Raw genomic sequence first — 25,225 nt, forward strand, 5'->3', positions numbered from 1 at the left:
CGCAGCACCCGCCCTCATCCCTCCGGGTCAGGCGCCGGGCCGCGCCCGGCCTGGGGTACCATGTGTCCCGTTGCCCGGCGAGGGAGACGGTCCAGCCGTACTCCGTGATCGACGTGCGTGTGCCCCGTGGGGTGTGCTGCGCCCGGTCGCCGGCCCGCAGACCGATCCACCTTCCGAGGAGCACACCACCGTGGCTGACTTCCGTCTCGAGGCCGAGACCCGTACCGAGTTCGGCAAGGGCAGCGCCCGCCGCACCCGGCGTGCCGGCCGCGTCCCCGCCGTCCTCTACGGGCACGGCCAGGACGTCGTCCACCTGTCCCTGCCCGCCCGCGAGTTCGCCGCGGCGCTGCGCAACGGCGGCGCCAACGCCCTGCTGACCATCGTCCTGGACGGCAAGGAGCAGCTCGCGCTGACCAAGGCCGTGCAGCGCGACCCGCTGACCCGCGTGCACGAGCACGTCGACCTGCTGGTCGTCCGCCGCGGCGAGAAGACCACCGTCGACGTGCCGGTCGTCGTCGTGGGCCAGCCGGCGCCCGACGCCATCCCGAACCACCAGCTGAACACCGTCTCCATCGAGGCCGACGCCACGAAGCTGCCCGACAGCATCGAGGTCGACGTCACCGGCCGCGCCGCCGGGCAGAACATCACCGCCGGCGACCTGGTGCTGCCGGCCGGCTCGACGCTGGTCACCGACCCGGAGGCCCTGGTCATCGGCTTCCTGGGCGCGCCCACGGCCGAGGCGCTGGAGGCCGAGCTCGCCGAGGCCGAGGCCGAGGCGGGCATCGAGCGCGAGGAGTCCGACGAGGCGGCCGAGGGCGTCGGCGAGGGCGACGTCGTCCCCGAGCCCCTCGACCAGGGGAGCGGCGAGTCGATGGACGCCGCCGAGAACAGCAAGAACGACTGAGGCATCCGCTGATCGAGAGCACGGCCCGCAGGGGCGCCGGCACCGCCGGCGCCCCTGCGGCGTCCCCGCCGCCCGAGGGGCCCTACCTGGTCGTCGGGCTCGGCAACCCCGGTCCGGCCTACGCCGGCAACCGCCACAACGTGGGGGCGATGGTCCTCGAGGAGCTGGCCCGGCGCGCCGGCATCCGGCTGGCCCCCGGCAAGGGCGCGCGGGCCCGGGCGGTCTCCGGCGAGGGGCGGCTGGCCGGCCGGCGGGTGGTGCTCGCGGTGCCGTCGACCTACATGAACGAATCGGGTGGCCCGGTCCGCGGCCTGCTGGACTACCACAAGCTGCCCGCCGAGCAGCTGGTCGTGATCCACGACGAGCTGGACATCGACTTCGGGGTCGTGCGGCTCAAGCGCGGCGGCGGGGAGGGCGGCCACAACGGCCTGCGCTCGATCACCCGCTCGACCGGCACCAAGGACTACCTCCGGGTGCGGGTGGGCATCGGCCGCCCGCCCGGTCGCCAGGACCCCGCCGACTTCGTCCTCAAGGACTTCTCGGCGACCGAGCGCAAGGAGCTGGACCTGCTGCTGGTCGAGGCGGCGGACGCCACCGAGGCGCTCCTGGCCACCGGGCTGGAGGCCGCGCAGAACCAGGTCCACCCGCGCAGCTGATCCCGGCCGCCCGGGACCGCCGCCCGACGCCCCCGTTGGGGTGAAACGGCATGCGGTGGATTGACGTCGACCATGACTCTCTGTGAGTGTCGACGGCAGTCAGCACGTCCACGCGCCGTGAAGCCGCTGTTCACCGGCTCGCCGCCGACCTGGTGGTGCCGGAGCGGCCACGGCGCGTGATCTCGTTCGGGGGGACGCATGCTTCTGGACCGCCAGCAGGCGAGTACCGGAGCGGTCATCCTGCCGGGAGCTCCCGGCGGGTCGGCCGCCGAGCCGGGTCCGCGGCCGCGCGGGCTGGACCGTCGTCCGTCACCGGCCTGGGTGCGGTCCTACACCGTCGCCCTGGTCGCCGGGGAGACGCTGCTGGCGGGCCTGGCCGGCGCGCTGGTGCTCCTCGGCCGGGGTGGGCAGATCACCGCGGTCACCCCGCTGCTGTGGGCGACCCTGGCGCTGCTCGTGGCCTGGCCGGCGCTGCTCGCCACCACCGGCGCCTACGCCGAGCGGGTCTACGGCACCGGCAGCGACGAGTACCGGCGGGTCGGCCGCGCCGGGTTCCTGCTCCTGGCCCTCGCCAGCTTTACGTCCTACCTCTTCGCGCTGGAGCTCAGCCGGCTGCTGGTGGTCGTCGCGATCCCGGCGCTCACGGTCGCCACCCTCCTCGGCAGGTACGCGGCGCGGACCCGGCTGCGCCGGCTTCGTGCCCAGGGGCGGTGCACCAAGAAGGTGGTCGTCGTGGGCCGCGGGGGCGCCGTGCTGGACCTGGTCACCCAGCTGCAGCGGGAGCGGTACGCGGGGCTCGACGTGGTGGCCGCGGCGGTCACGCCGGCCGACCGCATCCGCGTCGCCGAGCAGTCCGGGGTGCCCGTGGGCGGCCTGGACGACGTGCTGTCGCTCGCCGCGTCGTACGGCGCGGACACGATCGCGGTCACCTCCGCGAGCGAGACCGCCGCCCAGTACCTGCGCAGGCTCTCGTGGCAGCTGGAAGGGACCGGGCTCGAGCTCCTGGTCGCCCCCGGGCTGATCGAGGTGGCCGGTCCCCGGCTGCACATCCGCCCCTTCGAGGGGCTGCCCCTGCTGTCGATCGAGCAGCCCTGCTTCGAGGGCTGGCGCCGGGTGGTCAAGGGCGGGGCCGACCGCGTCGCGGCCGCGCTCGCGCTGCTCCTGCTGTCACCGGTCCTGGCGCTGATCGCCGGCGCGGTCGGCCTGACCAGCCGCGGCCCGGTGCTCTACCGCCAGCAGCGGGTGGGCCTGGGCGGGCGCACGTTCACCATGCTGAAGTTCCGCAGCATGGTCGTCGACGCCGACCGCCAGCTGGACGTGCTCCGGGCCGGCAACATCTCCGACGGCCTGCTGTTCAAGCTGCGCGCCGACCCCCGCGTCACGCCGGTGGGGCGGCTGCTCCGCCGGTTGTCGCTCGACGAGCTGCCGCAGCTGCTCAACGTGCTCGGCGGCTCCATGTCGCTGGTCGGCCCGCGTCCTCCGCTGCCCGACGAGGTCGCCCGCTACGACACCTCGGTCAGCCGCCGGTTGCTGGTGAAGCCGGGCCTGACGGGGCTGTGGCAGATCTCCGGGCGCAGCGACCTGTCGTGGGAGGAGTCCGTCCGGCTGGACCTGCGCTACGTGGAGAACTGGTCGCTGGCGACCGACGCGCTCATCCTGGTCAAGACCGTGCGCGCGGTGCTCAGCCGCTCCGGCGCCTACTGAGCCGTCGACGACGAGGGCCCCGACCGCGCGCGGTCGGGGCCCTCGTCATCGGGGAGCCGGGTCAGACGCCGCGGCCGTGCCGGTGCAGGGTCGCCATCACGGTGTCGGCCGGCACCAGCCGGGCGGCCACGGCGAGCGCGAGGAAGGCGCGGGGCTCCGCGACGCGGCGGCGCAGCGCGCGCACGGCCCACCCGGCGGCTGCGCGGCGCCGGCCGAGAGCGGCGTGGCCGAATGCGAGCTGCCCGTAGACCCGGGCGGCCCCGGCGCGGTCGGCCGCGATCGCCGGGTGCCGCTGCAGCATCCAGGTCAGCGACTCGACCCGGGTCCGCCACTGGCGGGCGAAGTGCGAGCTGCCGCCCCACAGCACCCGGACCAGCGGCTCGTCCACGTGCGGGATCGGGGCCAGGGCGGCCGCGCGCAGCAGCATGTCCCAGTCCTCGTTCTGGCTGCCGGGGATGCCCTCGTCCACCAGGCCCAGGGGGCCCAGGAGCGCCGACCGGCGGAGCAGGAGCGTCGAGCTGTGCAGCATCGCCATGCGGCTGCGGGTCAGCTGCTCGAACGTCACCTCGTCGACGCCGGCCAGGCGCGGGACCTCCTGGTCCTCGAACCGGACGCACACCGCCGTGGTGACCAGCGCTGCCCCGGGGTGCTGCCGCGCCCGCGCCAGCTGGGCGCGGAGCTTCCCGGGCAGCCAGGTGTCGTCGTCGTCGCAGAAGGCCACCCAGTCGGTGTCCAGGGCGAGGATCCCGGTGTTCCGCGCCCCGGCGAGCCCGGGGCTGCGCTCGTTGCCGACCACCCGGACGCGGCGACCGGGCCGGCTCAGGGCCTCCAGCGACCGGTCGGGTTCGGCGCGGTCGTAGACGACGACGACGTCGAGGCCGGCCGCCTCCACGGGGTCGAGGTCCTGGCCGAGCACGGCCGCCAGGGTCTCCCTGAGCAGCTGCGGGCGGTCGTGCGTCGGGACGACGACCCCGACGGTGGGCGCTCCGGAGGCGGCCTGCGGGGTCACCGGGCGGCCCGGCGGAGGTAGCCGTAGACCGCCAGCAGCGGCAGGGTCAGCGCACCGACCAGTCGCTTGTCCCCGGTCGGCAGCTCCGTGCGCCAGGCGTCGTCCCGGCGCAGCGTCAGCGGCCCGGTGCGGAAGCGCATCGGGTTCCCCGCCACGGTGTGCGCGGGGGAGAGGACGACCGAGTGCCCGTCGACGACGCGGGTGCCCGAGCCGGCGGGGAGCCCGGCGAAGACGGCGAGGTCCTCCACCACGACCCCCGGCCGCGCCACGAAGTCCTCGTAGCGCAGGCGGCGCGTCGGGGTGCCGAGCCGGCGGAGGAGCCCGAAGAAGACGTTGTGCCCCACCCACAGGGCCGAGGACCGGGTCGGGGAGTAGCGGGTCATGAGCGCCTCGCCCCCGGCTTCGGGCCGCCGGACCTCCTTGGTCCAGGAGTAGGCGACGCCCCGCGGATCGCGGACGACGTGGACGACGCGGAGATCGAGGTCCGGCGCCGTGCGCAGGCAGAAGGCGAGCGAGGAGTGCTTGCTGGAGTCGATGACGACGGCCCCGCCCGAGACCTGGCTGATCGCCCGGTAGAGCGTCCGGTAGGCACCCACGTACTCGGCCAGCCGCGGATCGCGGCGGCGCCCGCGGGAGCGCAGCAGCCGGGGGATGTGGCGCGAGCGGTCCACCTGGGCGCGCAGGGCCACCATGCGCGCGGCCAGCGCACGGTCCCAGCCGCCGAACGCGACCGCGCCGACCTCGGTCCAGAAGGAGCACCGGCTGAACGGCTCACCGCAGCCGCACGTCTCGTCGTCCAGGACGCCGCGCTGCCAGAGGTGGACCACCTCGCCGACGGAGCAGACGCCCGGGAGCTCGCCCAGCACCCGCTCGAGCACCGTGGTGCCGCTGCGTCCGAGGCCCCCGAGGTAGAGCACCCGGGCACGCCCCCCGGCGTGGGCCGCGGGCGCGGGGGCGCCGTCGATGCTCGGGGAACTCACCCGTCGAGGATGCCACCGGCCATGATCGTTGTGACCGGCCGTTACCTCCTTGGAGGGAGGTCCGGCCGAAAGCACTGATCACGGGCGAGCGGCGCGTCGATGATCCGGGCGTGACAACGACGGAGAGTGAGCGACGCATCCAGGTCGGCGGTCTGCCGATCGACGTCCTCACCGAGGACCAGGTCGTCGAGCGCGTGCGCGCGGCGCTCGTCTTCGGGCAGGGCGGCTGGATCGCCACGCCCAACGTCGACCACCTCCGGCGGGCCTCGCGCGACCCGCTGCTGGCCAGGCTGATCAGCTCGGCCGACATCAGCGTCGCCGACGGCGCCCCGGTGGTCTGGGCGGCCCGGCTGGCCGGCCGCCCCCTGCCCACCCGCGTCACCGGCGCGGACCTGCTGTGGTCGCTCAGCGCGGCGGCGGCGGAGGACGGGCGCAGCATCTTCCTGCTCGGTGGCGCGCCCGGCGTCCCGGACCGGGCGGCCGAGGCGCTCCAGGCCGCCTACCCCGGCCTGAAGGTCGTCGGCGCCTGCTCTCCGCCGCTCGGCTTCGAGCACGATCCCGAGGAGCTCGGGAAGTGCCGCGAGATGCTGCTGTCGGCCCAGCCGGACATCGTCTTCGTGGGGCTCGGCTTCCCGAAGCAGGAGCACCTCATCGAGGCCTTCACCTCGCTGCTGCCCTCGGCCTGGTGGCTGGGGTGCGGGGCGGCGCTGCCCTTCGCGGCCGGCGAGCTCAGCCGGGCACCGCGGTGGATGGGATCGGTGGGCCTGGAGTGGCTCTACCGCCTCGCGCACGAGCCGCGGCGGCTGTTCCGCCGGTACGTGCTGGAGGACGCCCCGTACGCGCTGGTGCTGCTGAGCTGGGCGCTCGGCACCCGGATGCGCGGCGCTCGCCAGCACTGAGCTCCGCACCACGCCGGTACCGGCGCCCTCGGGCGCGGGTACCGGCGTCGTGCCGTTCCCGGGGTCAGGCCCCCGGAGCCGTGCGCGGGAGGACCCGCTCCGCGACGTCCGCGGTCAGCTCGCGGACGCGCTCCACCTCGTCGGGCGTCAGCCGGGACCGGAAGGTGGACAGCGCGGTCGCCGAGCCCATCGGCCGGTAGGCGGTGCGGGACAGGCCGCCCTTGAGGGACCACCGGTGCGAGCCCTGCTCGGCGCCGGGTCGCTCGGTGGTGGCCTCCCGGACGCGGGCCTCCGCCGCGGGCGACCAGGTCAGGCCGAACCGGCCGTAGAGGTCGGCGAACCCGTCCAGGGGCCGCTGCACCAGGGATTCGTAGGACACCACGTGCACGCCCGGGAGCGGCCGGAAGGCCCGGTCGACGACGTCGTAGGTCGCCTCCCAGAGCAGGCAGACGCGGGCCAGCCAGTCGTCGGAGCCGACGGCGCGCTGCATCCGCTCGACGTAGGGGCCCAGGTGGTCGCGCACCAGCGCCGGCTGCTCGAGCAGCTCGTGGAAGTGCATCGTCCAGCCCAGGCTCTTCCAGCTCCCGACGAAGGAGACCGGGTCGCGCACCAGCACCACCGACCGGCAGCCCATCTCCTGGGCCAGCCAGCCGGTGGAGAAGACGGCGAACGGGTCGTCGAGCATCGCCCGCCGGGCGCGCAGCCGGCCCAGCGTGAAGGTCGTGCCGTACTTGGCCATGCGGGCCAGGTCGTAGGCCGCCCGGTTCTGCCGGACCTCCGCGCGGAACTGGTAGCGCAGGCCCAGGGTGCGCGCGAAGGCGCGACGCCACTCGGCGTCGTCCTCGGCGCTGATGTACTGGAACTGCCGGGTGACCCGGGCGTCGAGGACCCCGGGCGAGTGACCCGGCGGGTGCTGCGGGTTCATCGGCTCGTTGACGTACACGACCTCGCCGGAGGCCTCCAGCATCTTGCCGACCCAGCTCGTCCCGCTGCGGGGCAGGCCGGTGACGAGCAGGGGCGAGTCGATCGGGGTGGTCATGCGGTTCACCTCACCGGAGGGACGCCGTCGAGCGCGGCATCGGTGGTTCGTGGGGGTGTCGCCCGCCGCAGGGCGCGGAGGGTGTCCAGCGCCAGCACGCGGCGCAGCCGCCAGCAACCGGCGGCGTAGAGGGCGACGCCGAGACCGGTCGCGGCCACGGCGGGCAGGAGGCCGTCGCCGGCGACCAGCCGGACGAGCAGCGGGAGGACGGCGAAGCAGCTCAGCGACAGCGCCACGGCCGTCCCCGTGCCGGCGCCGAACGGGTGCATGCGCAGCGACCGCCACACCTGCGCCAGCGGCAGGAAGTTGTTGACGCAGATGGCCGCGGCCCAGCCGATCGCGGCGCCGAGCAGGCCCATCGACGGGATGAGCAGCAGGTCGACGACGACGTTGACGGTGAGGGCGAGCAGCGCGTTGCCCAGGTTCCACCGGGACCGGCCGCCCATGAGCAGCACGACGTCCACCATGCCGATCGACGTGGCGACGAGCATGGTGGTGGCCAGGACGAGCACCACCGTGACCCCGGCGTCGTAGCCGGCGCCGAACCAGTCGAGCAGGCCGTCGGCGTAGGTCATGACGAGCAGGTAGAACGGCCAGCACAGCAGGACCAGCCACCCGGTGGCGGTGCGGTACACGGTGTTCCCGGCGGCCCGGTCGCCGACGGCGAGCAGCCGGCTCAGCCGCGGCTCGACGACGCCGGCCAGCGCCTGGTTGACGAACTGCCCGACGACCAGGAAGCGGGTGGCCGCGGTGTAGACCGCGGCGGGGACCGGGCCGGCGAGCAGCGTGAGCAGCACGATGTCCAGCCGCTGCAGGGCGAGCTGGACGACGCTGGTGACCGCGCGCGGGCCGGTGAAGACCCAGAACTCCCGCCACGTCCCCGGGCCCACCCGGGGGCCGGTCCGCGGAGCGGCGTGCGGTCGCTGCAGCCGGGCCAGCCACCAGCCGGCGGCGAGGGCGGACAGGACCCACGGCGCGGCCCACGCGGTGGTGACGGCGACGACCGAGCCGCCGGCCGCCACCGCGGCCACGGCGGCGAGCTGCACCACCGGGCGCCCGACCTTGTCGACGACCACCGTGGGCAGGATCGGCCCGTGCCCGCGGGTGGCGGCGACGAGCGTGTCCGAGACGGTGGTCAGCGGCAGCAGGACCGCCAGCACCCGCAGCGCGGTGGCGGTGCTGCCGACGGCGTCGTCGGTGAACAGCCGGGCGAGCGGCTCGGCGGCGAGCAGCAGGGCGCCGGCCAGCACCAGCGAGAGCGCGACGACCGGGGTGAGGGCCACCCACAGGAAGCCGGGGACGCGGGCCGCCGTCCCGAGGCCGTGGGCACGGGAGATGGCGTAGACCAGCCCCGTGCCGGTGCCCAGGCGGGCGACCATCTCGGCGATCAGGAAGACCGACGTCAGGGTGAAGAAGATGCCGGCGGTCTCCTGCGGCAGCGTGCGGGTGATCACCAGGACCACCAGCACCCCGGCGACGGCGGAGACGCCCGCGCCCGCCAGGCTCAGCGCACCCCCGCGGGCCAGCCCGCGCAGGCCGGCCCGGTCCCGGGCCGAGCCGGTCGCGGCCGGGGGAGCGCCGTGCACGGGAACGGCGGTGTCAGGCGAGCGGGACACCCTGCGCCCGCCAGCTCACGGGGTGCCCGAGCCAGGCCGCCAGCCGCTCGTCGTACGGGGCGAAGTGCTCCTCCAGCCGGGCCCGCAGCTCCTCGGGCATCGGCGAGCGGGGGCGGGCGTTGTGCCGCTCGAACACCGGGTAGCCGGTGTGCGGCAGGCCGAGGAAGCGCAGGACCGCGTCGTGGACCGGCTCCGGGTCGGTGAAGAAGGCGTGGCTGTCGACGACGTGCATGCGGTCGCGGCCGAAGACCGACTCCAGCCGCTCGAGGTGCTCGACGTAGCGGCCGCGCTGCAGGTAGCCGTGGTGCTGGTGGCTGTGGCTGTAGTACGACGGGTCGGCGGCGAGCCGCTCGGCCTCGCCGGCCAGCCGCTCGTCCTCCAGCGCCAGCGCCGTCTCGAAGTCCTCGGTCTCGAAGCCGCGGGCGAGCTCGTGGGCGTGCGCGGAGTACGCCCGCTCCACCGGGTCGCGCAGCAGCACGATCACCTTGACCCCGGGGAGGTCGCGGTCGATCCGCTCCGCGGCCAGCGGGTGGAACATGTAGTAGGGGCTCGACTCGAAGGTCAGCGGCCGGGTGCCGGTGCGCCGCTCGACCCGGGTCGCGGTGGCCTCCAGCGGGAAGTGGCTGCGGTACCAGCCCATGCCCCTGCCGTAGTTGGTGTCGAAGTAGTGCACGCCCTTGTGCAGCACGGCCTTGAGCACCGAGGGGTGCTGGCTGAGCGTGCGGTACATCGACGTCGTCCCGCACCGCTGCCCGCCGATGACCAGGAAGCCGGGGGTCATGCGGGCCCCGCTGGTCACCCGCCCGAACGAGGTGGTGGCGGTCTGCGCCAGGCGCTTGGCGGTGGCCGAGCGCCGCAGTCGCTGCATCATGTCCAGGTCTCTCCCTCGAGTTCCGCGATGCCCTGGTCGAGGGCGGGCAGCAGCCACGCCCCGACGTCCCCGAGGCGGGCTCCCGCCTCGAGCTGGCGGTCGGTCAGGTAACGGGTGGCCAGGTCGGCCGAGTACAGCAGTGCGGTGAGCAGCCCGGTGCGCGGCGCGACGGCCAGCGGTGCGAGGAGCCGGCCGGCTCCGAGCACCGCACCGGCGGCCGCGGCGGGCGGGTCCTCGAACCGGGCGACGAGATCGCTCTGCAGGCGGTGGTGGAGCAGGTCGAAGCCGACCGGCACCGCCGTGCGGAACCGTTCCCAGTCCCACACCAGCAGCCCACCGGCGACCGCGGCCATGTTCCAGGGCGTCCAGTCGCCGTGGGAGGCGCCGAAGGAGAGCGGCGCGCGGCCGGCCACCCGGCCGATCCGGTCGACCGACGCCCGGAGCCGCGCGGCGGCGGCCCCGTCCGGCAGCCGGTCGAGCCGGTCCCGCAGCTCCTGCCAGAAGCCCGACGAGGAGAGGACGACGTCGTCCACCCGGCCGATCGCGGCGATCTCGCCGGCGGCGGCGGCCAGCGCCGCGGCGTCCAGCGGGCGGCGCGGCTGCCAGACCGGCAGCGCGGACTGCACGAGCAGCCGGTGGCCCAGCCACGTGCCGTCGTGCAGCAGCCCGGGCACCCGCACCGATCCGGTCCCGGCGCCGGCCAGCGCGGTCAGCGCCGCGGCCTCCTGGCCGACGAGCGCGTCGGTCAGGGCGTCGACGCCGAGCTTGGCGTAGGCGAGGGTGCGCCCGGCCGGGTCGAGCAGCTGCAGCACCGGCTTGCGGTTCGCCCGCGGCGGCCCCAGGTGCATGCCCATGACCACCTCACGCTCCAGCACGGAGCCCAGGTGGGCGAGCAGACCACCCCCGGCGGCCCCGCGCGGCACGCGCACCTGCAGGCGCCGGCGCCAGACCACCGGCCCCAGCCCCGCGCGCAGGCCGAGGGCGAGCGCGGCGGCCTGCAACCGGGCGGCGGCGTGCCGGCCCTCGCCGTGGTGCCGGACGACGGCGGAGGCGGCCCGGCGGCCGGTCGGGGCCAGCAGGCGCGGGTGGCGTGCGCTGGGGAGCAGGAGGTACTCGCCGACCGTCTCCGCCCCCTCGGCCGCGGGCGCGCCGACGGTGACCGCGTGCGGGGCCGGCCAGAGGGCGGGGGCCACCTCGGTGAGGTGGGCCAGCCGGTCGTCGCTCACCGGGCGCTCCCCGGGGTCAGGGCGAGCGCGGGGCTCCCCGTACCGGGTGTCCCGTCGGCCGCGGCGCGGCGGGCCTGGTCGTTGCGCCACAGCAGGGCGACCGACAGGAAGGAGATGAGCAGGGGGACCACCAGCGCGTTGTAGAGGAACATGTACACGAACGGCAGCCCGATCGAGAGGAACGCGGCGGCGGCCAGCGCCGAGCGGTCGCGCCGGTAGGCCCACAGCACGCGGACGAAGAAGCCGAGGTAGAGCGCCGCGCCGACGAGGCCCTGGGCGATGAGGAGCAGCCACAGCTGCCCGTTGCTGCCCAGCAGCGGGTTGCCGCAGTTGGCGCAGTCCTCGTTGCGGCCGACGGCGATCGAGTTGCTGCTGCCCAGCGCCCGCCGGGTGGAGCCGAAGCCGAGCACCGGCGACTCCTGCACCACCTCGAGGGTGCGGGAGACGGTGAACCCGCGGATCCCGTCGCTCTTGGGGTTGTCCAGGCGCTGCTGGATCGTCGAGGTCAGCGGGGTGGTGAGCACCAGCACGACGACCAGCACGACCGACGCCGCCAGGCCGAGCAGGGCGACGAGGTTGCCGTTGCGGGCCAGCCAGAGGGCGGCGAAGAGGACGGTGAGCCCCAGGCCGATCCACACGCCGCGGTTCAGCGAGTGCACCACCGGGATCGCGGCCAGGGCGAGCACCAGCACGCCGGCGAGCCGGCGACCTCCGGGCCGGCGCAACCAGCCGATCGCGAACCAGCCCAGCAGCAGGCTGAGCGCGTAGCCCCAGGTGTTGGTGTAGCCGAACGGGGCGGCCGGGCGCCCGGCGGTGTAGCCGAGCACCTGCTGCAGCTGGGCCGCCGTGGGGTGCACGAGGTTCTGCACGAACGCGTTCTGCGCGACCGAGTCGGGCAGCAGCATCTCGACCGGCGACGTGAACGAGAACTGGTCGGCGAACGTGCCCAGCAGCCCCCCGGCGACCACGACGACGAAGAGGCCGGCGAGGTGCCGCACGGCGCGCGCCCGCGGGTACTCCTCCTCGGTGAGGTTGCCCAGGTACAGCATGGCGACGGCGACTGCGACGTACCCGGCGAGGTTGAAGCCGACGGAGACGAGCCGGTCGGCGGCCTCGCCCGGGAGGGTGCCGGCGGGGTCGACGCCGAGCATGACCGTGCTGGCGACGACCCACAGCAGGAACACCACCCACAGCCCGAAGCCCGGTGGCACGCGCACCGGGCGGCGGCGCCGCAGCTCCCAGGCCATCGGCAGCACCAGCACGAACACGATCAGCGTGCCCATGCCGAGCGCCCACCACACCGGGTAGAGGACGAACAGCGCGGTCAGCGGCCAGCCCGGCCGCCACACGCCGTCCGTCGCGCGTACCACCGGTGCACCGGCCGCCGGTCCCCGTGAGCGGACCGGCACCGGTGCGGTCACGACCGGGCTCGGCCGGCGGGGTCGGGCACCGTGGCCGCAGCCACGCGCGGACGGTCCCGGCCCGGGCCGTCCGCCGGTCGCGGACCGCGGGGCGCCGGGGCGTGGGTGTCCCGCGGCGCCGGCTCGTCCTCGCCCGGGGCAGGGACGTCGTCGTGGTGCACGAGCACCGCGCCGACGACCGGCGTGCCCATCGACTCGAGCTGGCCGAGGGCGGCGGCGACGTCCCGGGCGGTCGTCCGGCCGGCCTCCAGGACGAGGACGGCGATCTCCGCCACGTTGGCCAGCGTCTGGACGCTGGTGTCCTCCGTGGTGGCCGGCGCCTCGATCACGACGACGTCGGCGCCGTCCTCGAGCAGCGCGTCGACGACCTTGCGCGGGTTGCGCGTCTGGAGCAGCGCGTCGGCCCGGTCGGCGTCGGGGCCGGGGCCGACGATCCGGAGCGCCGGCAGGGCGGGGAGCCGCTCGGCCACCTCCGGCGCGGGGCGGTTCCCGGCGAGCACCTCCGCGAGACCGTGCCGCGGCGGGTCGGTCAGCAGCGAGGTGGCCGTCGCCCCGAACACGTCGGCGCAGACGAGCACGACCTCCTCGCCGGACCGGGCGAGGGAGGCGGCGAGGTTGGCCGCGACCGTTCCGCCCCCGCGCTGGGTGCCGGCCACCAGCACCACCCGGCGGGAGGCCTCGGCGAGCGCGGTCGTCACGTGGTTGCGCAACCGGGCGTGGGAGCGTCCGTCGGTGCTGAGCGGCGCGGCGAGGCGCACCTGCCCGTCGGTCAGCGGGTTCTCCGGCGCCGCGACGACCCGGACGCCGGTGCGGCGCTGCACGTCCTGGGCGTCGCGCAGGACGTCGTCCCTGCGGTGCCGGAGGACCGCCGCGCCGAGGCCGAGCAGGCCGCCGAGGACGACGCCGGCGACCAGGGTGATGTACCGGTCGGGGCTGCTCGGCGACGCGGGGAGGGTGGCCCTGGTGACGACGCGACCGGGGGACACGGTCTCGGACCGGACCTGGTTCTGCTGCGCGCCCAGGCTGGCCAGCTGCTGGTTCAGCGCGGCGGCCTGGTCCGCGGCACGGCTGCGCTCCGGGGTGCCGTTGGGCAGGGTGGCGACCGCTTCGGTGGCCTGGCGGAGCTGCTCGCCGACCGCGTCGATCCGCGCCTGCAGGGCGTCGTCCCGGAGCTCCAGGGCGTCCTCGGCGGTCGCCCGGCGGCCGTCGAGGTAGGCGTCGGCGAAGGCGCGCGCCCCGGCCTGCGCCGACTGCGCGCTCGACCCCACGAAGGCGATGCGGAGGATCTCGGTGTTCGGCGGCACGGTCACGCTGACCCGGTCGGCGAGGTCGTCGAGCTCGTCGGCGGGGACGTCGAGCGCCTCGGCGGCGGCGGAGACCGTCTCGGTGGAGGTCAGCAGCTGCGCCTCGGTGTCGAGGTTGATCTCGTCGCGGCCGGTGCCCGCGACGGAGTCTGCGTTGGTCGCCGTCACCAGGACGGCGGTCACCGAGGTGTACTCGCGCGGTGCGACCGCCAGGTAGGCCAGCGCGACGGCGACCCCCAGGGCCAGCCCCACCAGGACCGCGGCCCACTGGCGGCGGATCAGCACGAAGTAGTCGCCCAGCCGGGCAGCGGTCAGCCCGTCGTCGGTCGGCACCGTGGTCGTCCCCCCAAGTCCGCAGCTCCCGGGCCGCCACGTCCGGCGGCCCACGCCCTGGTCGGCCCGGGCGCACGCGTGGATCTGCCTGTGCCGTCAGTGGATCACCCGCCGACGCCCTGCGGGGGGCTCGCGGGCGGACCGCCACCCCTATTGGGGAGGCCCCGCGGGGACCGCCGGGCGCGCCCGGCTCAGCGGTCGGTCGTGGCGGGTACGTGGTCGTCCGCTGCCCACCGGGGAGCCGGTGGGCCGGCCCGGTCCGGGCGCCGGCGGATGGCCCAGGCGTCGCGGAGGTAGTGGGGACGGGCCGGCAGCCCGTGCCGGGAGCGCGCCGCCCACCACAGCAGCGGGCCGACGACGAGGACGATCCCCAGCACGACGACCATGGCGAGGTTGCCCAGGCCGAGCAGCTTGAGCCCGGAGGCGAGCAGCACCAGGGCCAGCGCCCGGCGGACCAGGCCGCCGGGCGCCCGTGAGGACAGCCGCGCGCCGAGGTAGACGCCGGGCAGGCAGCCGAGCAGCAGGGAGGTGGTCAGGTCGAGCCGGAAGTCGCCGAAGAGCAGGTGGCCCAGCGCCGCGGAGGCGACCAGCGGCACGGCCTGGACCAGGTCGGTCCCGACCAGCGAGGCCGCGCTGAGCCGCGGGTAGAGCGCGAGCAGGGCGATGATGATCAACGAGCCGGAACCGACCGAGGTCATGCCCACGATCACGCCGCCGACGACGCCCACGAGCACGGTCGCGAGCGGCCGGGTGCGCAGCGGGGTGTCCGCCGGTTCCTCGCGCACCGGAGCGGGCCGGCCCCCACGCCGGATCCGGGCCCGTTCGGCCGCCCGCCGGCCGCGGTCGACCATGGCCAGGTAGGCCTTGCCGATCAGCCCCGCGGCCGCCAGGAGCAGCGCGATGCCGAGCGCGAGCTTCGTCCACTCCTGCACCCCGGCGCCCGATCCCAGCGCCCGGGTGAGCAGCACCCCGCAGAACGCGGCGGGCACCGAGCCGAGGGTCAGCCACCCGACCAGGCGCATGTCGACCGTGCCCCGGCGCAGGTGGACGACGCCACCGACGGGTTTCATCACCGCGGAGACCACCAGGTCGCTGGAGACGGCGGCCAGCGGCGGGACACCGAAGAAGAGCACGAGCACCGGTGTCATGAGCGCACCGCCGCCCATGCCCGTCATGCCGACGACGACGCCGATCAGCAGCCCGGCCACGACGAGCGTGACGTCCACGTCCACGCTCCGTCCCCCTGTCCACCGCGGTACCCACCCGTGGCGACAGGTGGCCGGGTCACGGTAGGCCGGGGCGCCCGCCGGCGTCCCCGTGCCGCGTCCAGCCGTCACCCCCGAGGGTGGTTCGGGCCCGTCGGGGTCCGGGCGCGCAGCGGCGCGTGGTGCAGTGGTGCCCAGCCCACGACCGGCACGGCTCGCCGCGGTCCGGGGCACGACCACCTCCTCCGTCGGCCGGGAGCCCTCCTCGATGACCGGAAGCACTGGTCCCGGAGCGACCCGGCCACCGGCCGGCCGCGGGTTCCGCCGGCCCGGGTGGGCGCTCGCGCTCGGCGCCGTCGTGCTGGCGGCCGCGCTCGTGGCGGCCTCCGACCGGGACCCCCCGTCGCTGCGGGCCGACACGGCCTACGCCACGCGCTGCCTGGCGGTGGGCGCGGCGGTGACCGCCGACCCGGGGTCCGGGCTCTCGGCCCTCGAGACCTTCCTCGAGGCAGACGAGCAGATGGGGCCGCTGACGATCCGGCGGAGCTTCGACCCGCGCCTGCCGCGCAGCTTCGACCGGTCGGCGGCCGCGGGCGATCCCGAGGCCGGCGTCCACACCTTCGTCTCCTGGAAGCCGCCGGACGGCGACCACCGCGGGGCGGCGCAGGGCCGGTACGACGAGCAGATCGCGGCCTGGGCGCGGAGCGTGCCCGCCGGTGTCTTCGCCACGTCGTTCCACGAGCCGGAGAACGACATGACCGGGCCCGAGTTCGTGGCCTTCCAGCGGCACGTCCACGCCGTGGTCGAGGCGGCGAACCCGGGCATCCACTGGGGTCCGGTCTACATGGCCTACTGGTGGGACCCGGCCGAGCCGTCCCACTACATCGGCGACCCGGCGCTCTGGTGGCCGGGCGAGGAGCACGCCGACTTCGTGGGGCTCGACTGGTACGGGGCCGACCCGGAGCCGATGACCGCCAGCCCCTCCTTCCGGCACTGGTACGAGTTCATGGAGCCGACCGGGGTGCCGCTCTTCATCACCGAGTACGGCCAGTACGTGCTGCGCGAGGGGGAGCAGGCCGATCCCGTCCTCCTGCAGCGGCGCGTCGAGGCGATCCGCACGGACGCCGCCTGGATCGCCGAGCACCCGCGCATCCGCATGTGGCTGTACTGGCAGGGCACGGGGCGGCGCGGCGACTGGCGGTTGCACGACGACGCGTCCCGGGCGGCGTGGCGCGCCGTCGCGGACACCGGTTGCAGTCCGTGACGAGGGACATGTCCAGCTACTTTTAGTAGTTAGACAGGCGCAGCGGGTAGGTGTTCCGGGCCGGCCGGGCGACTCGTCCCCAGTAGGCCCCGCCACTCGTCGCCCAGCGTGATCACCGCTGGTGGAGGGCCTGTTCGAGGCTGATCACCGAGCGTCCACCGGCGCCGTCCACCCCGTCCGGGGTGCACCCGGACGGGCGAATGGTGACCGTTTGCCTCGACCCGCTCGACCACGCTCTGTGATGCTCCCGCCCGAACGCAGCTCGCCGACGTCGTGTCGCCGGGCTCGCCGTGTGAGGGGAAACGGGGTTCGGGGGACATGGTGTCGAGGTTGAGGCTGCTCTGCGGCCTGGTGGTGACCGCCATCCTGGCGACGCTGGTCGGCGCCACGGGGACGGCGGTCGCGGGCGTGGCGCACGACGGCGTGGTGCAGCAGGCTCCCTACGCCCGCACCCCGCAGATCCTGAACGGCCGGGTCCTCGACCTCGCCGAGGTGGGCGACCGCATCGTGGTGGCCGGCACCTTCACCCAGGTGCGCGACGCCAACGGCAACGGCGGGGTGACGTTCGACCAGCCCTACCTCTTCGCCTTCGACCCCGCGACCGGCGCGGTGGACCCCTCCTTCCGGCCCGTGCTGAACAGGGCGGTCAACGCCGTGACCGCCGGCCCCGACGGCACCGTCTACGCGGGCGGCAGCTTCACCACCCTCAACGGCGCGGACTCCCGGAACCTGGTGCAGCTCTCCCTGGCTTCCGGGCTGCGCACCGGCTCCTTCCGCGCGGGCAACATCAACGGCTCGGTGGACGACCTCGAGGTCTCCGGCAGCCGGCTGTTCGTCGCCGGGCAGTTCACCACCGTCGCGGGCGTCCCGCACGGCGGCCTCGCCACCGTCGACGTGACGACCGGTGCCCTCGACGAGTACATGGGCATCGACGTCCTCGAGAACCACAACTGGCCGCGCGGTACCGCGCGCGCCTCGGTCGGCGTCGAGAAGATCGCGATCTCGCCGGACGGGTCCCGCCTCGTGGCGATCGGCAACTTCCGGACCGCCGACGGGCTCCCCCGTGACCAGGTCGTGTCGGTGCAGCTGCAGGCCGGCGGCGCGGTCGTCGACCCGAACTGGCGCACCACCCGCTTCGAGCCCGCCTGCTCGTCGTGGAGCTTCGACTCCTACGTGCGGGACATCGACTTCGCGCCGGACGGCAGCTACTTCGTGATCGTGTCCACGGGCGGCGCGCACCCCGGGACGCTCTGCGACGCCGCCGCGCGGTTCGACTCCGCCGCGTCCGGCCAGTCGGTCGAGCCGCGCTGGGTCAACGAGACCGGTGGCGACACGCTCTACTCCGTCGAGGTGACCGGCAGCGCCGTCTACGTCGGTGGGCACCAGCGGTGGATGAACAACCCCACCGGCAGGGACTCCGCCGGCGCCGGCGCCGTGCCGCGGCCGGGCCTCGCCGCCCTGGACCCCGCGAACGGCCTGCCGCTGTCCTGGAACGCCGCCCGGCACCCCCGCGGGGTCGGGGCCAAGGCGATCCTCGCGACCTCGACCGGGCTCTACGTCGGCAGCGACACCGAGTACATCGGCAACCGGGAGCACTTCCGGCCCCGGCTGGCGTACTTCGAGCTCGCGGGTGGCAGCTCGGTGACGCCGGCGGCGGTGCGGCAGCTGCCCGCCACCGTGGTGCGCGCCGGCGGGACCGCCACGGGCTGGTTCGTGAACAACAACGTCGTGCGTGCTCGCTTCTTCGACGGCACGACGGCGTCGGCGGACGTCTCCGTCGACACCGCCGGCACCAACTGGGGCCGGGCGCGGGGCGCCTTCATGGACGGCGACACCCTCTACTACGGCTACCCCTCCGGGACGAGCTACGCCCTCTACCGGCGGACCTTCGACGGGGTGTCCTTCGGCCCGGCGACGCTCGTGGACCCCTACAACGACCCGAAGTGGAGCGACGTCGCCACCGGGTCCACCCGCGACGGCCAGCCGATCCACTACCGCGGCGCCCTCCCGGACTTCTACGGCCAGCTCTCCTCGGTGACGGGCATGACCTACGCCGACGGGCGCATCTACTACACCCGCAGCGGTGCGCAGGGGCTGTACTACCGCTCCTTCTCGCTCGACAGCGGGGTCGTCGGCGGCACCGAGCACACCGCCGCGAGCTCCGGCTTCGGCAGCGTCGCCGGCATGTTCGTCTCCGGTGGCCAGCTGCACTGGGCCAACTCGTCGAACGGCGAGCTGCGCCGGGTCGCCCTGGTCGGCGGGGTGCCCAGCGGCGCCTCGGTCGTCGCCGCGGCCGGCCCGTCCACCCGGGGCGGGGCCGACTGGCGGACGCGGGCCATGTTCCTCGCACCGCAGCCCAACGTGGCGCCGACCGCGTCGTTCACGACCGACTGCCTCGGCCTCGTCTGCTCGCTCGACGGCGCCGGGTCGACCGACGGCGACGGCTCGGTGGCGTCGTACTCGTGGACGTTCGGCGACGACACCACCGCCACCGGGTCGATGGCGAGCAAGACCTACGCCGCGGCCGGCTCCTACCCGGTCACGCTCACGGTGACCGACGACGACGGCGCCTCGGCGAGCACGACGCAGACGGTCACCGTCGCGCCGGTCGCCTCGGGCGAGGGGATCGCGCTGCGGGACTCCGCCGGCGTCTCGGCGCGGGTCGTGACGTCCGCGTCGCTGACCGTGCCGGCGTCGGTGCGGGCCGGTGACGCGCTGGTCCTGGCGCTGACCACCAACTCCGACGCCACCGGCCAGGCGCCGGCCGGCTACGCGCTGGTGGGCACCCAGACCTCGGGCACCGCGATGACCACCCAGGTGTTCTCGCGGGTGGCGACGGAGGCCGACGCCGGTGCCACGGTGACGGTGGACCTGAGCAAGCAGGCCAAGGTCACCCTGCAGCTGGCGGCCTACTCGGGCACCGACTGGCGGGACCCGATCGCCTCGGTCACCGCTGCCGCGGAGGTGGGTGGCACGGCGCACACCACGCCGACCGCCATGGTGGACGCCGGCAGCTGGGTGGTCTCGGTGTGGTCGGACCGCTCGTCCTCGGCCCGCACCTTCGCCGCGCCGTCCGCGACCGCGGTCCGGAGCAACCTGGCCGGCGTCGGCAACGGTGACATCGCCTCCCTGGTGGCCGACGGGGGAGCGCCCGTCCCGGCCGGCCAGGTGGGTGGCCTCACCGCGACCGTCCCGGTCGCGAGCGGCCGCGCCACGATGCTGACCGTCGTCCTGGCCCCGGGGGACGGCACCCTCCCGCCGGCCAACGTGGCCCCGACCGCGGCGATCGAGTCGACGTGCGCCTCGCTGACCTGCTCGTTCGACGCCACGGGCTCCACGGATGCCGACGGCACGGTGACCGGGTTCGCGTGGGACTTCGGTGACGGGCAGGTCGCCACGACGGCGACGGCGGAGCACACCTTCGCCGCGGCCGGTGACCACGAGGTCACGCTGACCGTCACCGACGACGACGGTGCGACCTCCGTGGCGACGTCCACGGTGACGGTCGCGGCGCCGCCGTCGGCGTCCGGGATCGGCCTGCGCGGTTCGTCGGGGTCCGCCGACCGGGTGGTCACGAGCGCCGCGCTGGAGGTGCCGGCGTCGGTGCAGGCCGGGGACGGGCTGCTGCTGGTGCTGTCGACGAACTCGACGGTGACCGGGGCCGCTCCCGCGGGCTGGGCCGAGGTCGGGCGGGTGACGGCAGCCGACCTGAACCCGACGACCCAGGTGTTCTCCCGGGTCGCGGCGGCCGGAGACGCCGGGACGACGGTGGCGGTGCCGCTGAGCGGGCAGGCGAAGGTGACGCTGCAGCTGATGGCCTACTCGGGCACGGCCGCGACCCCGGTGGCCTCGTTCACCGCGGCGACCGACGGCGCGGGCACCGCCCACACCACCCCGACCGCGACCGCGGCCGAGGGCAACTGGGTGCTGTCGGTGTGGTCGGACAAGCAGGGCGACGAGCGGCAGTGGACGCCGCCCACGGCCGGGGTGACCGAGCGCAGCAACATCGCGGGGGTGGGCAGCGGCGACATCGCCACCCTGGTCGCCGACAGCGGCGGCCCGGTCGCGGCCGGCCCGGTCGGCGGGCTGACCGCCACGGTGCCGACGCCCAGCAACCGGGCCACGATGATCACCCTGGTCCTCGTCCCGGAGGGCGGCGTCGTCGCCCCGCCGGCGAACGCGGCGCCGACGGCGGCGATCGGGTCGACGTGCGCCTCGCTGACCTGCTCGTTCGACGCCACGGGCTCCACGGATGCCGACGGCACGGTGACCGGGTTCGCGTGGGACTTCGGTGACGGGCAGGTCGCCACGACGGCGACGGCGGAGCACACCTACGCCGCGGCGGGTGAGTACGAGGTCACGCTGACCGTCACCGACGACGGCGGCGCGACGGCGGTGGCGACCTCGACGGTGACGGTGGCCGCGCCGCCGCCGCCCGTGACCGCCGGCATCGGGCTGCGGGGCTCGGCGGGGACCTCCGACCGGGTGGTCACGAGCGCGGCGCTGGAGGTGCCGGCGTCGGTGCAGGCCGGGGACGGGCTGCTGCTGGTGCTCTCGACGAACTCGACGGTGACCGGCGCGGCCCCCGCCGGCTGGGTCGAGGTCGGCCGGGTGACGGCCGCCGACCTGAACCCGACGACCCAGGTGTTCTCCCGGGTCGCGGCGGCCGGAGACGCCGGGACGACGGTCGCCGTGGCGCTCAGCGGGCAGGCGAAGGTGACGCTGCAGCTCATGGCCTACTCCGGCACCTCGACGGCCGGACCGGTGGGGTCGTTCACCGCGGCGACCGCGGGTGCGGGCACCGCTCACACCACCCCGACCGCGACCGCGGCCGAGGGCAACTGGGTGCTGTCGGTGTGGTCGGACAAGCAGGGCGACGAGCGGCAGTGGACGCCGCCCACGGCCGGGGTGACCGAGCGCAGCAACATCGCGGGGGTGGGCAGCGGCGACATCGCCACGCTGCTGGCCGACAGCGGTGGTCCGGTCGCGGCCGGCCCGGTCGGCGGGCTGACGGCCACCGTGCCGACGTCCAGCAACCGCGCCACCATGATCACCCTCGTGCTCGCGCACGCCTGACGCGCCGGCGCACCGCAGCGGGCCCCCGACCGGACCGGTCGGGGGCCCGTCGCCGTGCGGCCCCGACGCCGGCGGCGGCACGCCGAGCTGCCGTCTAGCCTGGTGCGGGGCGTCGCCGCACTCGGCGGCCCCGATCCGATCCCCGGGAGAAGAAGAAGCGTGACCCTGCGCGGCGTGCTCGACGTCGTCCTCACCGATCCCGGCATGGCCCGCGTGGTCGCCGCCGCCGGGAACGCCGAGCTGGCGGTCACCGCGCCGCCGTCCGTGCAGCCGCTGGTGGCTGCCGCGCTCGCCGCGCGTGGCGGCGCCGGGGTGCCCGTCCTCCTGGTGACGGCGGGGGAGCGCGACGCCGACGCCGCGGCGGACCTGCTCCGCTGCTTCCTGCCCGACCGCCGGGTGGAGACCTTCCCCGCCTGGGAGACGCTGCCGCACGAGCGGCTCAGCCCGCGGGCGGACACCGTCGGCCGGCGGCTGGCGATCCTGCGCGACCTCACCCACCCCGGGCAGAACGGCGCGATCGACGTGCTGGTCGCGCCGGTCCGGAGCGTCCTGCAGCCGCTGGCCCCCGGGCTCGGCGATCTGGTGCCCGTCGAGCTGAAGGCCGGGGACTCCGCCGAGCTGGACGACGTCGCCCAGGCGCTCTCCGACGCCGCCTACACCCGGGTCGAGCTGGTCGAGAAGCGCGGCGAGTTCGCCGTCCGCGGCGGGCTGCTCGACGTCTTCCCGCCCACCGAGCCGCACCCGGTGCGCGTGGAGTTCTGGGGCGACGAGGTCGACGAGCTGCGCTACTTCTCCGCCGCCGACCAGCGCTCGCTGGACGAGCGCCCCGAGCGGCTGTGGGCACCGCCGTGCCGCGAGCTGCTGCTCACCGAGGAGGTGCGGGCCCGCGCCGCGGCGCTGGCTCATCTGCACCCGGGTCTGATCGAGGTCCTGGGCAAGCTCGCCGAGGGCATCGCCGTCGAGGGCATGGAGTCGCTGACCCCCGCCCTCATCGGGAACGAAGCCATGCAGCTGCTCACCGACCTGGTGCCCGCGGGCACGCACGTCCTGGTGTGCGACCCCGAGCGGGTCCGCAGCCGGGCGGCCGACCTGGTGCGCACCGCCGAGGAGTTCCTCGCCGCGTCGTGGGCGACGGCGGCCGAGGCAGGGGAGGCGCCGCTGGACCTCGGTGCGTCGTCCTTCCGCGACCTCGCCGACGTCGAGGCCGCCGCACGCACCCGCGGGCTGCCGTGGTGGACCACCGGCGCCTTCACGCTGCAGGCGGAGGACGACGAGCACCAGGTCACCCTCGACGCGAGCCCCGTCGAGCGGTTCCACGGCGACCAGGGCGCCGCCGTCGAGCGCATGCGGAGCTGGCACCGCGACGGGTGGCGGGTCGTCGTCACCTTCGCCGGCCCCGGCCCCGCCCAGCGGGCCGCCGACCAGCTCACCGAGGCCGAGATCGGCGTCCGGCTGGTGCCCGACCTCGCCGCCGCCCCGGACGCCGGGCTCACCCACGTCACCCAGGGCAACCTCGAGGCGGGGTTCGCCTTCCCGGGTGTCGGCCTGGCGCTGGTCACCGAGCACGACCTGACCGGCCAGCGCGGCACGACGATGCGCGACGCGGTGAAGATGCCCGCCCGCCGGCGCAACGCCGTCGACCTGGTGCAGCTCCAGCCCGGCGACCTCGTCGTCCACGAGCAGCACGGCGTCGGCCGCTACATCGAGATGATCAGCCGCACCGTCAACGGCGGGCAGCGCGACTACCTGATCGTCGAGTACGCGCCGTCGCGGCGGAACCAGCCGCCGGACCGGCTCTTCGTGCCCACCGACGCCCTCGACCAGCTCACCCGGTACGTCGGCGGGGAGGCGCCCGCGCTGTCCAAGCTCGGCGGCGCCGACTGGCAGAAGACCAAGAGCAGCGCCCGCAAGGCGGTCAAGCAGATCGCCGGCGAGCTGATCCGGCTGTACTCGGCGCGCATGGCCACCCAGGGCCACGCCTTCGGCCCCGACACCGTCTGGCAGCGCGAGCTGGAGGACGCCTTCCCGTTCCAGGAGACGCCCGACCAGCTGGCCGCGATCGACGAGGTCAAGGCCGACATGCAGCAGACCGTGCCGATGGACCGGATCATCTGCGGCGACGTCGGCTACGGGAAGACCGAGATCGCGATCCGGGCCGCGTTCAAGGCGGTGCAGGACGGCAAGCAGGTGGCCGTCCTGGTGCCGACGACGCTGCTGGCCAACCAGCACTTCAAGACCTTCTCCGAGCGGGTCGCCCAGTTCCCGGTGACGGTGAAGGTGCTCTCCCGGTTCCAGTCGGACAAGGAGACCACCGAGATCCTCCGGCAGCTGGCCGCCGGCGAGATCGACATCCTGGTCGGCACCCACCGGCTGCTGCAGCCGACGACCCGCTGGAAGGACCTCGGGCTGGTCATCGTCGACGAGGAGCAGCGCTTCGGCGTCGAGCACAAGGAGTACCTGAAGACGATGCGGACGGCGGTCGACGTCCTGTCGATGTCGGCCACCCCGATCCCGCGCACCCTGGAGATGTCGTTGACCGGCATCCGCGAGATGTCGACGATCCTCACCCCACCCGAGGAGCGGCACCCCGTCCTCACCTACGTGGGCGCGTGGAGCGACAAGCAGATGGCCGCGGCGATCCGCCGCGAGCTGCTCCGCGACGGCCAGGTGTTCGTGATCCACAACCGGGTGCAGTCGATCGACAAGGCCGCGGCGAAGATCCGCCACCTGGTGCCCGAGGCCCGGATCGCCGTCGGGCACGGCCAGATGAAGGAGCACGAGCTCGAGCGGATCATGGTCGGCTTCTGGGAGAAGGAGTACGACGTCCTGGTCGCGACGACGATCGTCGAGTCCGGCCTGGACATCCCCAACGCCAACACCCTGATCGTCGACCGCGCCGACACCTTCGGCCTCTCCCAGCTGCACCAGATCCGCGGCCGCGTCGGCCGAGGGCGGGAGCGGGCGTACGCCTACTTCACCTACGACCCGACGCGCACGCTCACCGAGACCTCGGTGGACCGGCTGACCACGATCGCCAACAACACCGACCTCGGCGCAGGCATGGCGGTGGCGATGAAGGACCTGGAGATCCGCGGCTCGGGGAACCTGCTCGGCGGCGAGCAGTCCGGGCACATCGCCGGCGTCGGCTTCGACCTCTACGTCCGGCTGGTCGGCGAGGCAGTGGCCGACTACCGGGCGCAGGTGACCGGCGAGGAGGCCCCCGCCGAGCCGGTGGAGGTCCGCGTCGACCTGCCGGTGGACGCGCACCTGCCGCACGACTACGTGCCCGGCGAGCGGCTGCGCATGGAGGCCTACCGCAAGGTGGCCTCGATCCAGGACGAGGAGCAGGCGCAGGCGGTGCTCGACGAGCTCACCGACCGGTACGGGGCCGCACCGGCGCCGGTGCTCAACCTGCTCGCGGTGGCCCGCTTCCGGGTGGCCATGCGGTCGCTCGGCATCACCGAGGTGTCGCTGCAGGGCCGGAACATCCGGGTGGGCCCGGTCGACCTGCCGGAGTCCAAGCAGATGCGCCTGGCCCGGCTGGCCGACGGTGCCTCGTACAAGGCGGCCGTGCGGACCATCTCGCTCAAGGTGCCGGTCGGCCCCGACCGCCGGACGCCGTTGCGCGACGTCGCCCTGCTGGAGAACCTGCACGCGACGCTGACGGCGGTCCTCGGTCAGCCGGTGGCCGCCGCCTCCTGAGCCAGGGCTCGCCGGC

The 25,225-nt window shown here is 75.1% G+C and carries 16 protein-coding genes; 7 read left to right on the forward strand and 9 right to left on the reverse strand.

Features of this window, described 5'->3' with window-relative positions:
- Positions 1-190: 190 nt before the first annotated feature.
- From ACI79S_RS04395 to ACI79S_RS04405, 3 genes are all read left to right on the forward strand, one after another.
- Entirely contained in the window at positions 191-904 is a 714-nt protein-coding gene (locus ACI79S_RS04395) for a 50S ribosomal protein L25/general stress protein Ctc (protein WP_456592222.1), read from the forward strand.
- A gap of 86 nt (positions 905-990) precedes the next feature.
- The gene (gene pth / locus ACI79S_RS04400) at positions 991-1,560 is read left to right on the forward strand and encodes an aminoacyl-tRNA hydrolase (RefSeq protein WP_456592311.1); all 570 of its coding nucleotides are present in this window, start codon (positions 991-993) and stop codon (positions 1,558-1,560) included.
- A gap of 198 nt (positions 1,561-1,758) precedes the next feature.
- The gene (locus tag ACI79S_RS04405) at positions 1,759-3,264 is read left to right on the forward strand and encodes a sugar transferase (protein ID WP_456592223.1); all 1,506 of its coding nucleotides are present in this window, start codon (positions 1,759-1,761) and stop codon (positions 3,262-3,264) included.
- A gap of 61 nt (positions 3,265-3,325) precedes the next feature.
- On the opposite strand, the gene ACI79S_RS04410 is transcribed toward ACI79S_RS04405, so the two are convergent.
- Positions 3,326-4,273, reverse strand: a complete 948-nt coding sequence (locus tag ACI79S_RS04410) for a glycosyltransferase family 2 protein (protein ID WP_456592224.1) — start codon at positions 4,271-4,273, stop codon at positions 3,326-3,328.
- Positions 4,270-5,253, reverse strand: coding sequence for a sulfotransferase (locus ACI79S_RS04415; protein WP_456592225.1), 984 nt, complete (start codon positions 5,251-5,253; stop codon positions 4,270-4,272). Before ACI79S_RS04415 ends, ACI79S_RS04410 begins: the two co-directional genes overlap by 4 nt.
- A gap of 110 nt (positions 5,254-5,363) precedes the next feature.
- Between ACI79S_RS04415 and ACI79S_RS04420 the strand changes: the two genes are divergently transcribed.
- Positions 5,364-6,152, forward strand: coding sequence for a WecB/TagA/CpsF family glycosyltransferase (locus ACI79S_RS04420; protein ID WP_456592226.1), 789 nt, complete (start codon positions 5,364-5,366; stop codon positions 6,150-6,152).
- Between the two features lie 64 nt (positions 6,153-6,216).
- Here the strand turns inward: ACI79S_RS04420 and ACI79S_RS04425 are convergent, their stop codons facing one another.
- From ACI79S_RS04425 to ACI79S_RS04455, 7 genes are all read right to left on the reverse strand, one after another.
- Entirely contained in the window at positions 6,217-7,191 is a 975-nt protein-coding gene (locus ACI79S_RS04425) for a sulfotransferase (protein WP_456592227.1), read from the reverse strand.
- 5 nt (positions 7,192-7,196) lie between these two features.
- Positions 7,197-8,807, reverse strand: coding sequence for an oligosaccharide flippase family protein (locus ACI79S_RS04430; protein ID WP_456592228.1), 1,611 nt, complete (start codon positions 8,805-8,807; stop codon positions 7,197-7,199).
- Complete coding sequence (locus ACI79S_RS04435) at positions 8,791-9,678, reverse strand: sulfotransferase domain-containing protein (protein WP_456592229.1); 888 nt, start codon at positions 9,676-9,678, stop codon at positions 8,791-8,793. Before ACI79S_RS04435 ends, ACI79S_RS04430 begins: the two co-directional genes overlap by 17 nt.
- Positions 9,675-10,904, reverse strand: coding sequence for a hypothetical protein (locus ACI79S_RS04440; protein WP_456592230.1), 1,230 nt, complete (start codon positions 10,902-10,904; stop codon positions 9,675-9,677). The genes ACI79S_RS04435 and ACI79S_RS04440 overlap by 4 nt, the downstream gene beginning before the upstream one ends.
- Positions 10,901-12,274 carry an O-antigen ligase family protein gene (locus ACI79S_RS04445; RefSeq protein WP_456592231.1) on the reverse strand — a complete coding sequence of 458 codons (1,374 nt, stop codon included), beginning with the start codon at positions 12,272-12,274 and terminating at the stop codon, positions 10,901-10,903. The genes ACI79S_RS04440 and ACI79S_RS04445 overlap by 4 nt, the downstream gene beginning before the upstream one ends.
- Positions 12,275-12,321: 47 nt before the next feature.
- Positions 12,322-13,962, reverse strand: a complete 1,641-nt coding sequence (locus tag ACI79S_RS04450; RefSeq protein ID WP_456592232.1) for a Wzz/FepE/Etk N-terminal domain-containing protein — start codon at positions 13,960-13,962, stop codon at positions 12,322-12,324.
- 191 nt (positions 13,963-14,153) lie between these two features.
- A complete protein-coding gene (locus ACI79S_RS04455) occupies positions 14,154-15,194 on the reverse strand; it encodes a sulfite exporter TauE/SafE family protein (protein ID WP_456592233.1) in 1,041 nt (346 codons plus the stop codon).
- 241 nt (positions 15,195-15,435) lie between these two features.
- Between ACI79S_RS04455 and ACI79S_RS04460 the strand changes: the two genes are divergently transcribed.
- From ACI79S_RS04460 to mfd, 3 genes are all read left to right on the forward strand, one after another.
- The gene (locus tag ACI79S_RS04460; RefSeq protein WP_456592234.1) at positions 15,436-16,431 is read left to right on the forward strand and encodes a hypothetical protein; all 996 of its coding nucleotides are present in this window, start codon (positions 15,436-15,438) and stop codon (positions 16,429-16,431) included.
- 330 nt (positions 16,432-16,761) lie between these two features.
- Positions 16,762-21,507, forward strand: coding sequence for a PKD domain-containing protein (locus tag ACI79S_RS04465; RefSeq protein WP_456592235.1), 4,746 nt, complete (start codon positions 16,762-16,764; stop codon positions 21,505-21,507).
- 159 nt (positions 21,508-21,666) lie between these two features.
- Positions 21,667-25,209 carry a transcription-repair coupling factor gene (mfd, locus tag ACI79S_RS04470; protein ID WP_456592236.1) on the forward strand — a complete coding sequence of 1,181 codons (3,543 nt, stop codon included), beginning with the start codon at positions 21,667-21,669 and terminating at the stop codon, positions 25,207-25,209.
- The last annotated feature ends 16 nt before the right edge of the window (positions 25,210-25,225 follow it).

It is taken from the genome of Blastococcus sp. SYSU DS1024, from assembly GCF_054050795.1.

Excerpts from the sequence above, each read along its gene's own strand:
- ACI79S_RS04435 (WP_456592229.1), bottom strand. The coding sequence starts at position 9,678 with ATGATGCAGCGACTGCGGCGCTCGGCCACCGCCAAGCGCCTGGCGCAG.
- ACI79S_RS04425 (WP_456592227.1), bottom strand. The coding sequence starts at position 7,191 with ATGACCACCCCGATCGACTCGCCCCTGCTCGTCACCGGCCTGCCCCGC.
- ACI79S_RS04460 (WP_456592234.1), top strand. The coding sequence starts at position 15,436 with ATGACCGGAAGCACTGGTCCCGGAGCGACCCGGCCACCGGCCGGCCGC.
- ACI79S_RS04405 (WP_456592223.1), top strand. The coding sequence starts at position 1,759 with ATGCTTCTGGACCGCCAGCAGGCGAGTACCGGAGCGGTCATCCTGCCG.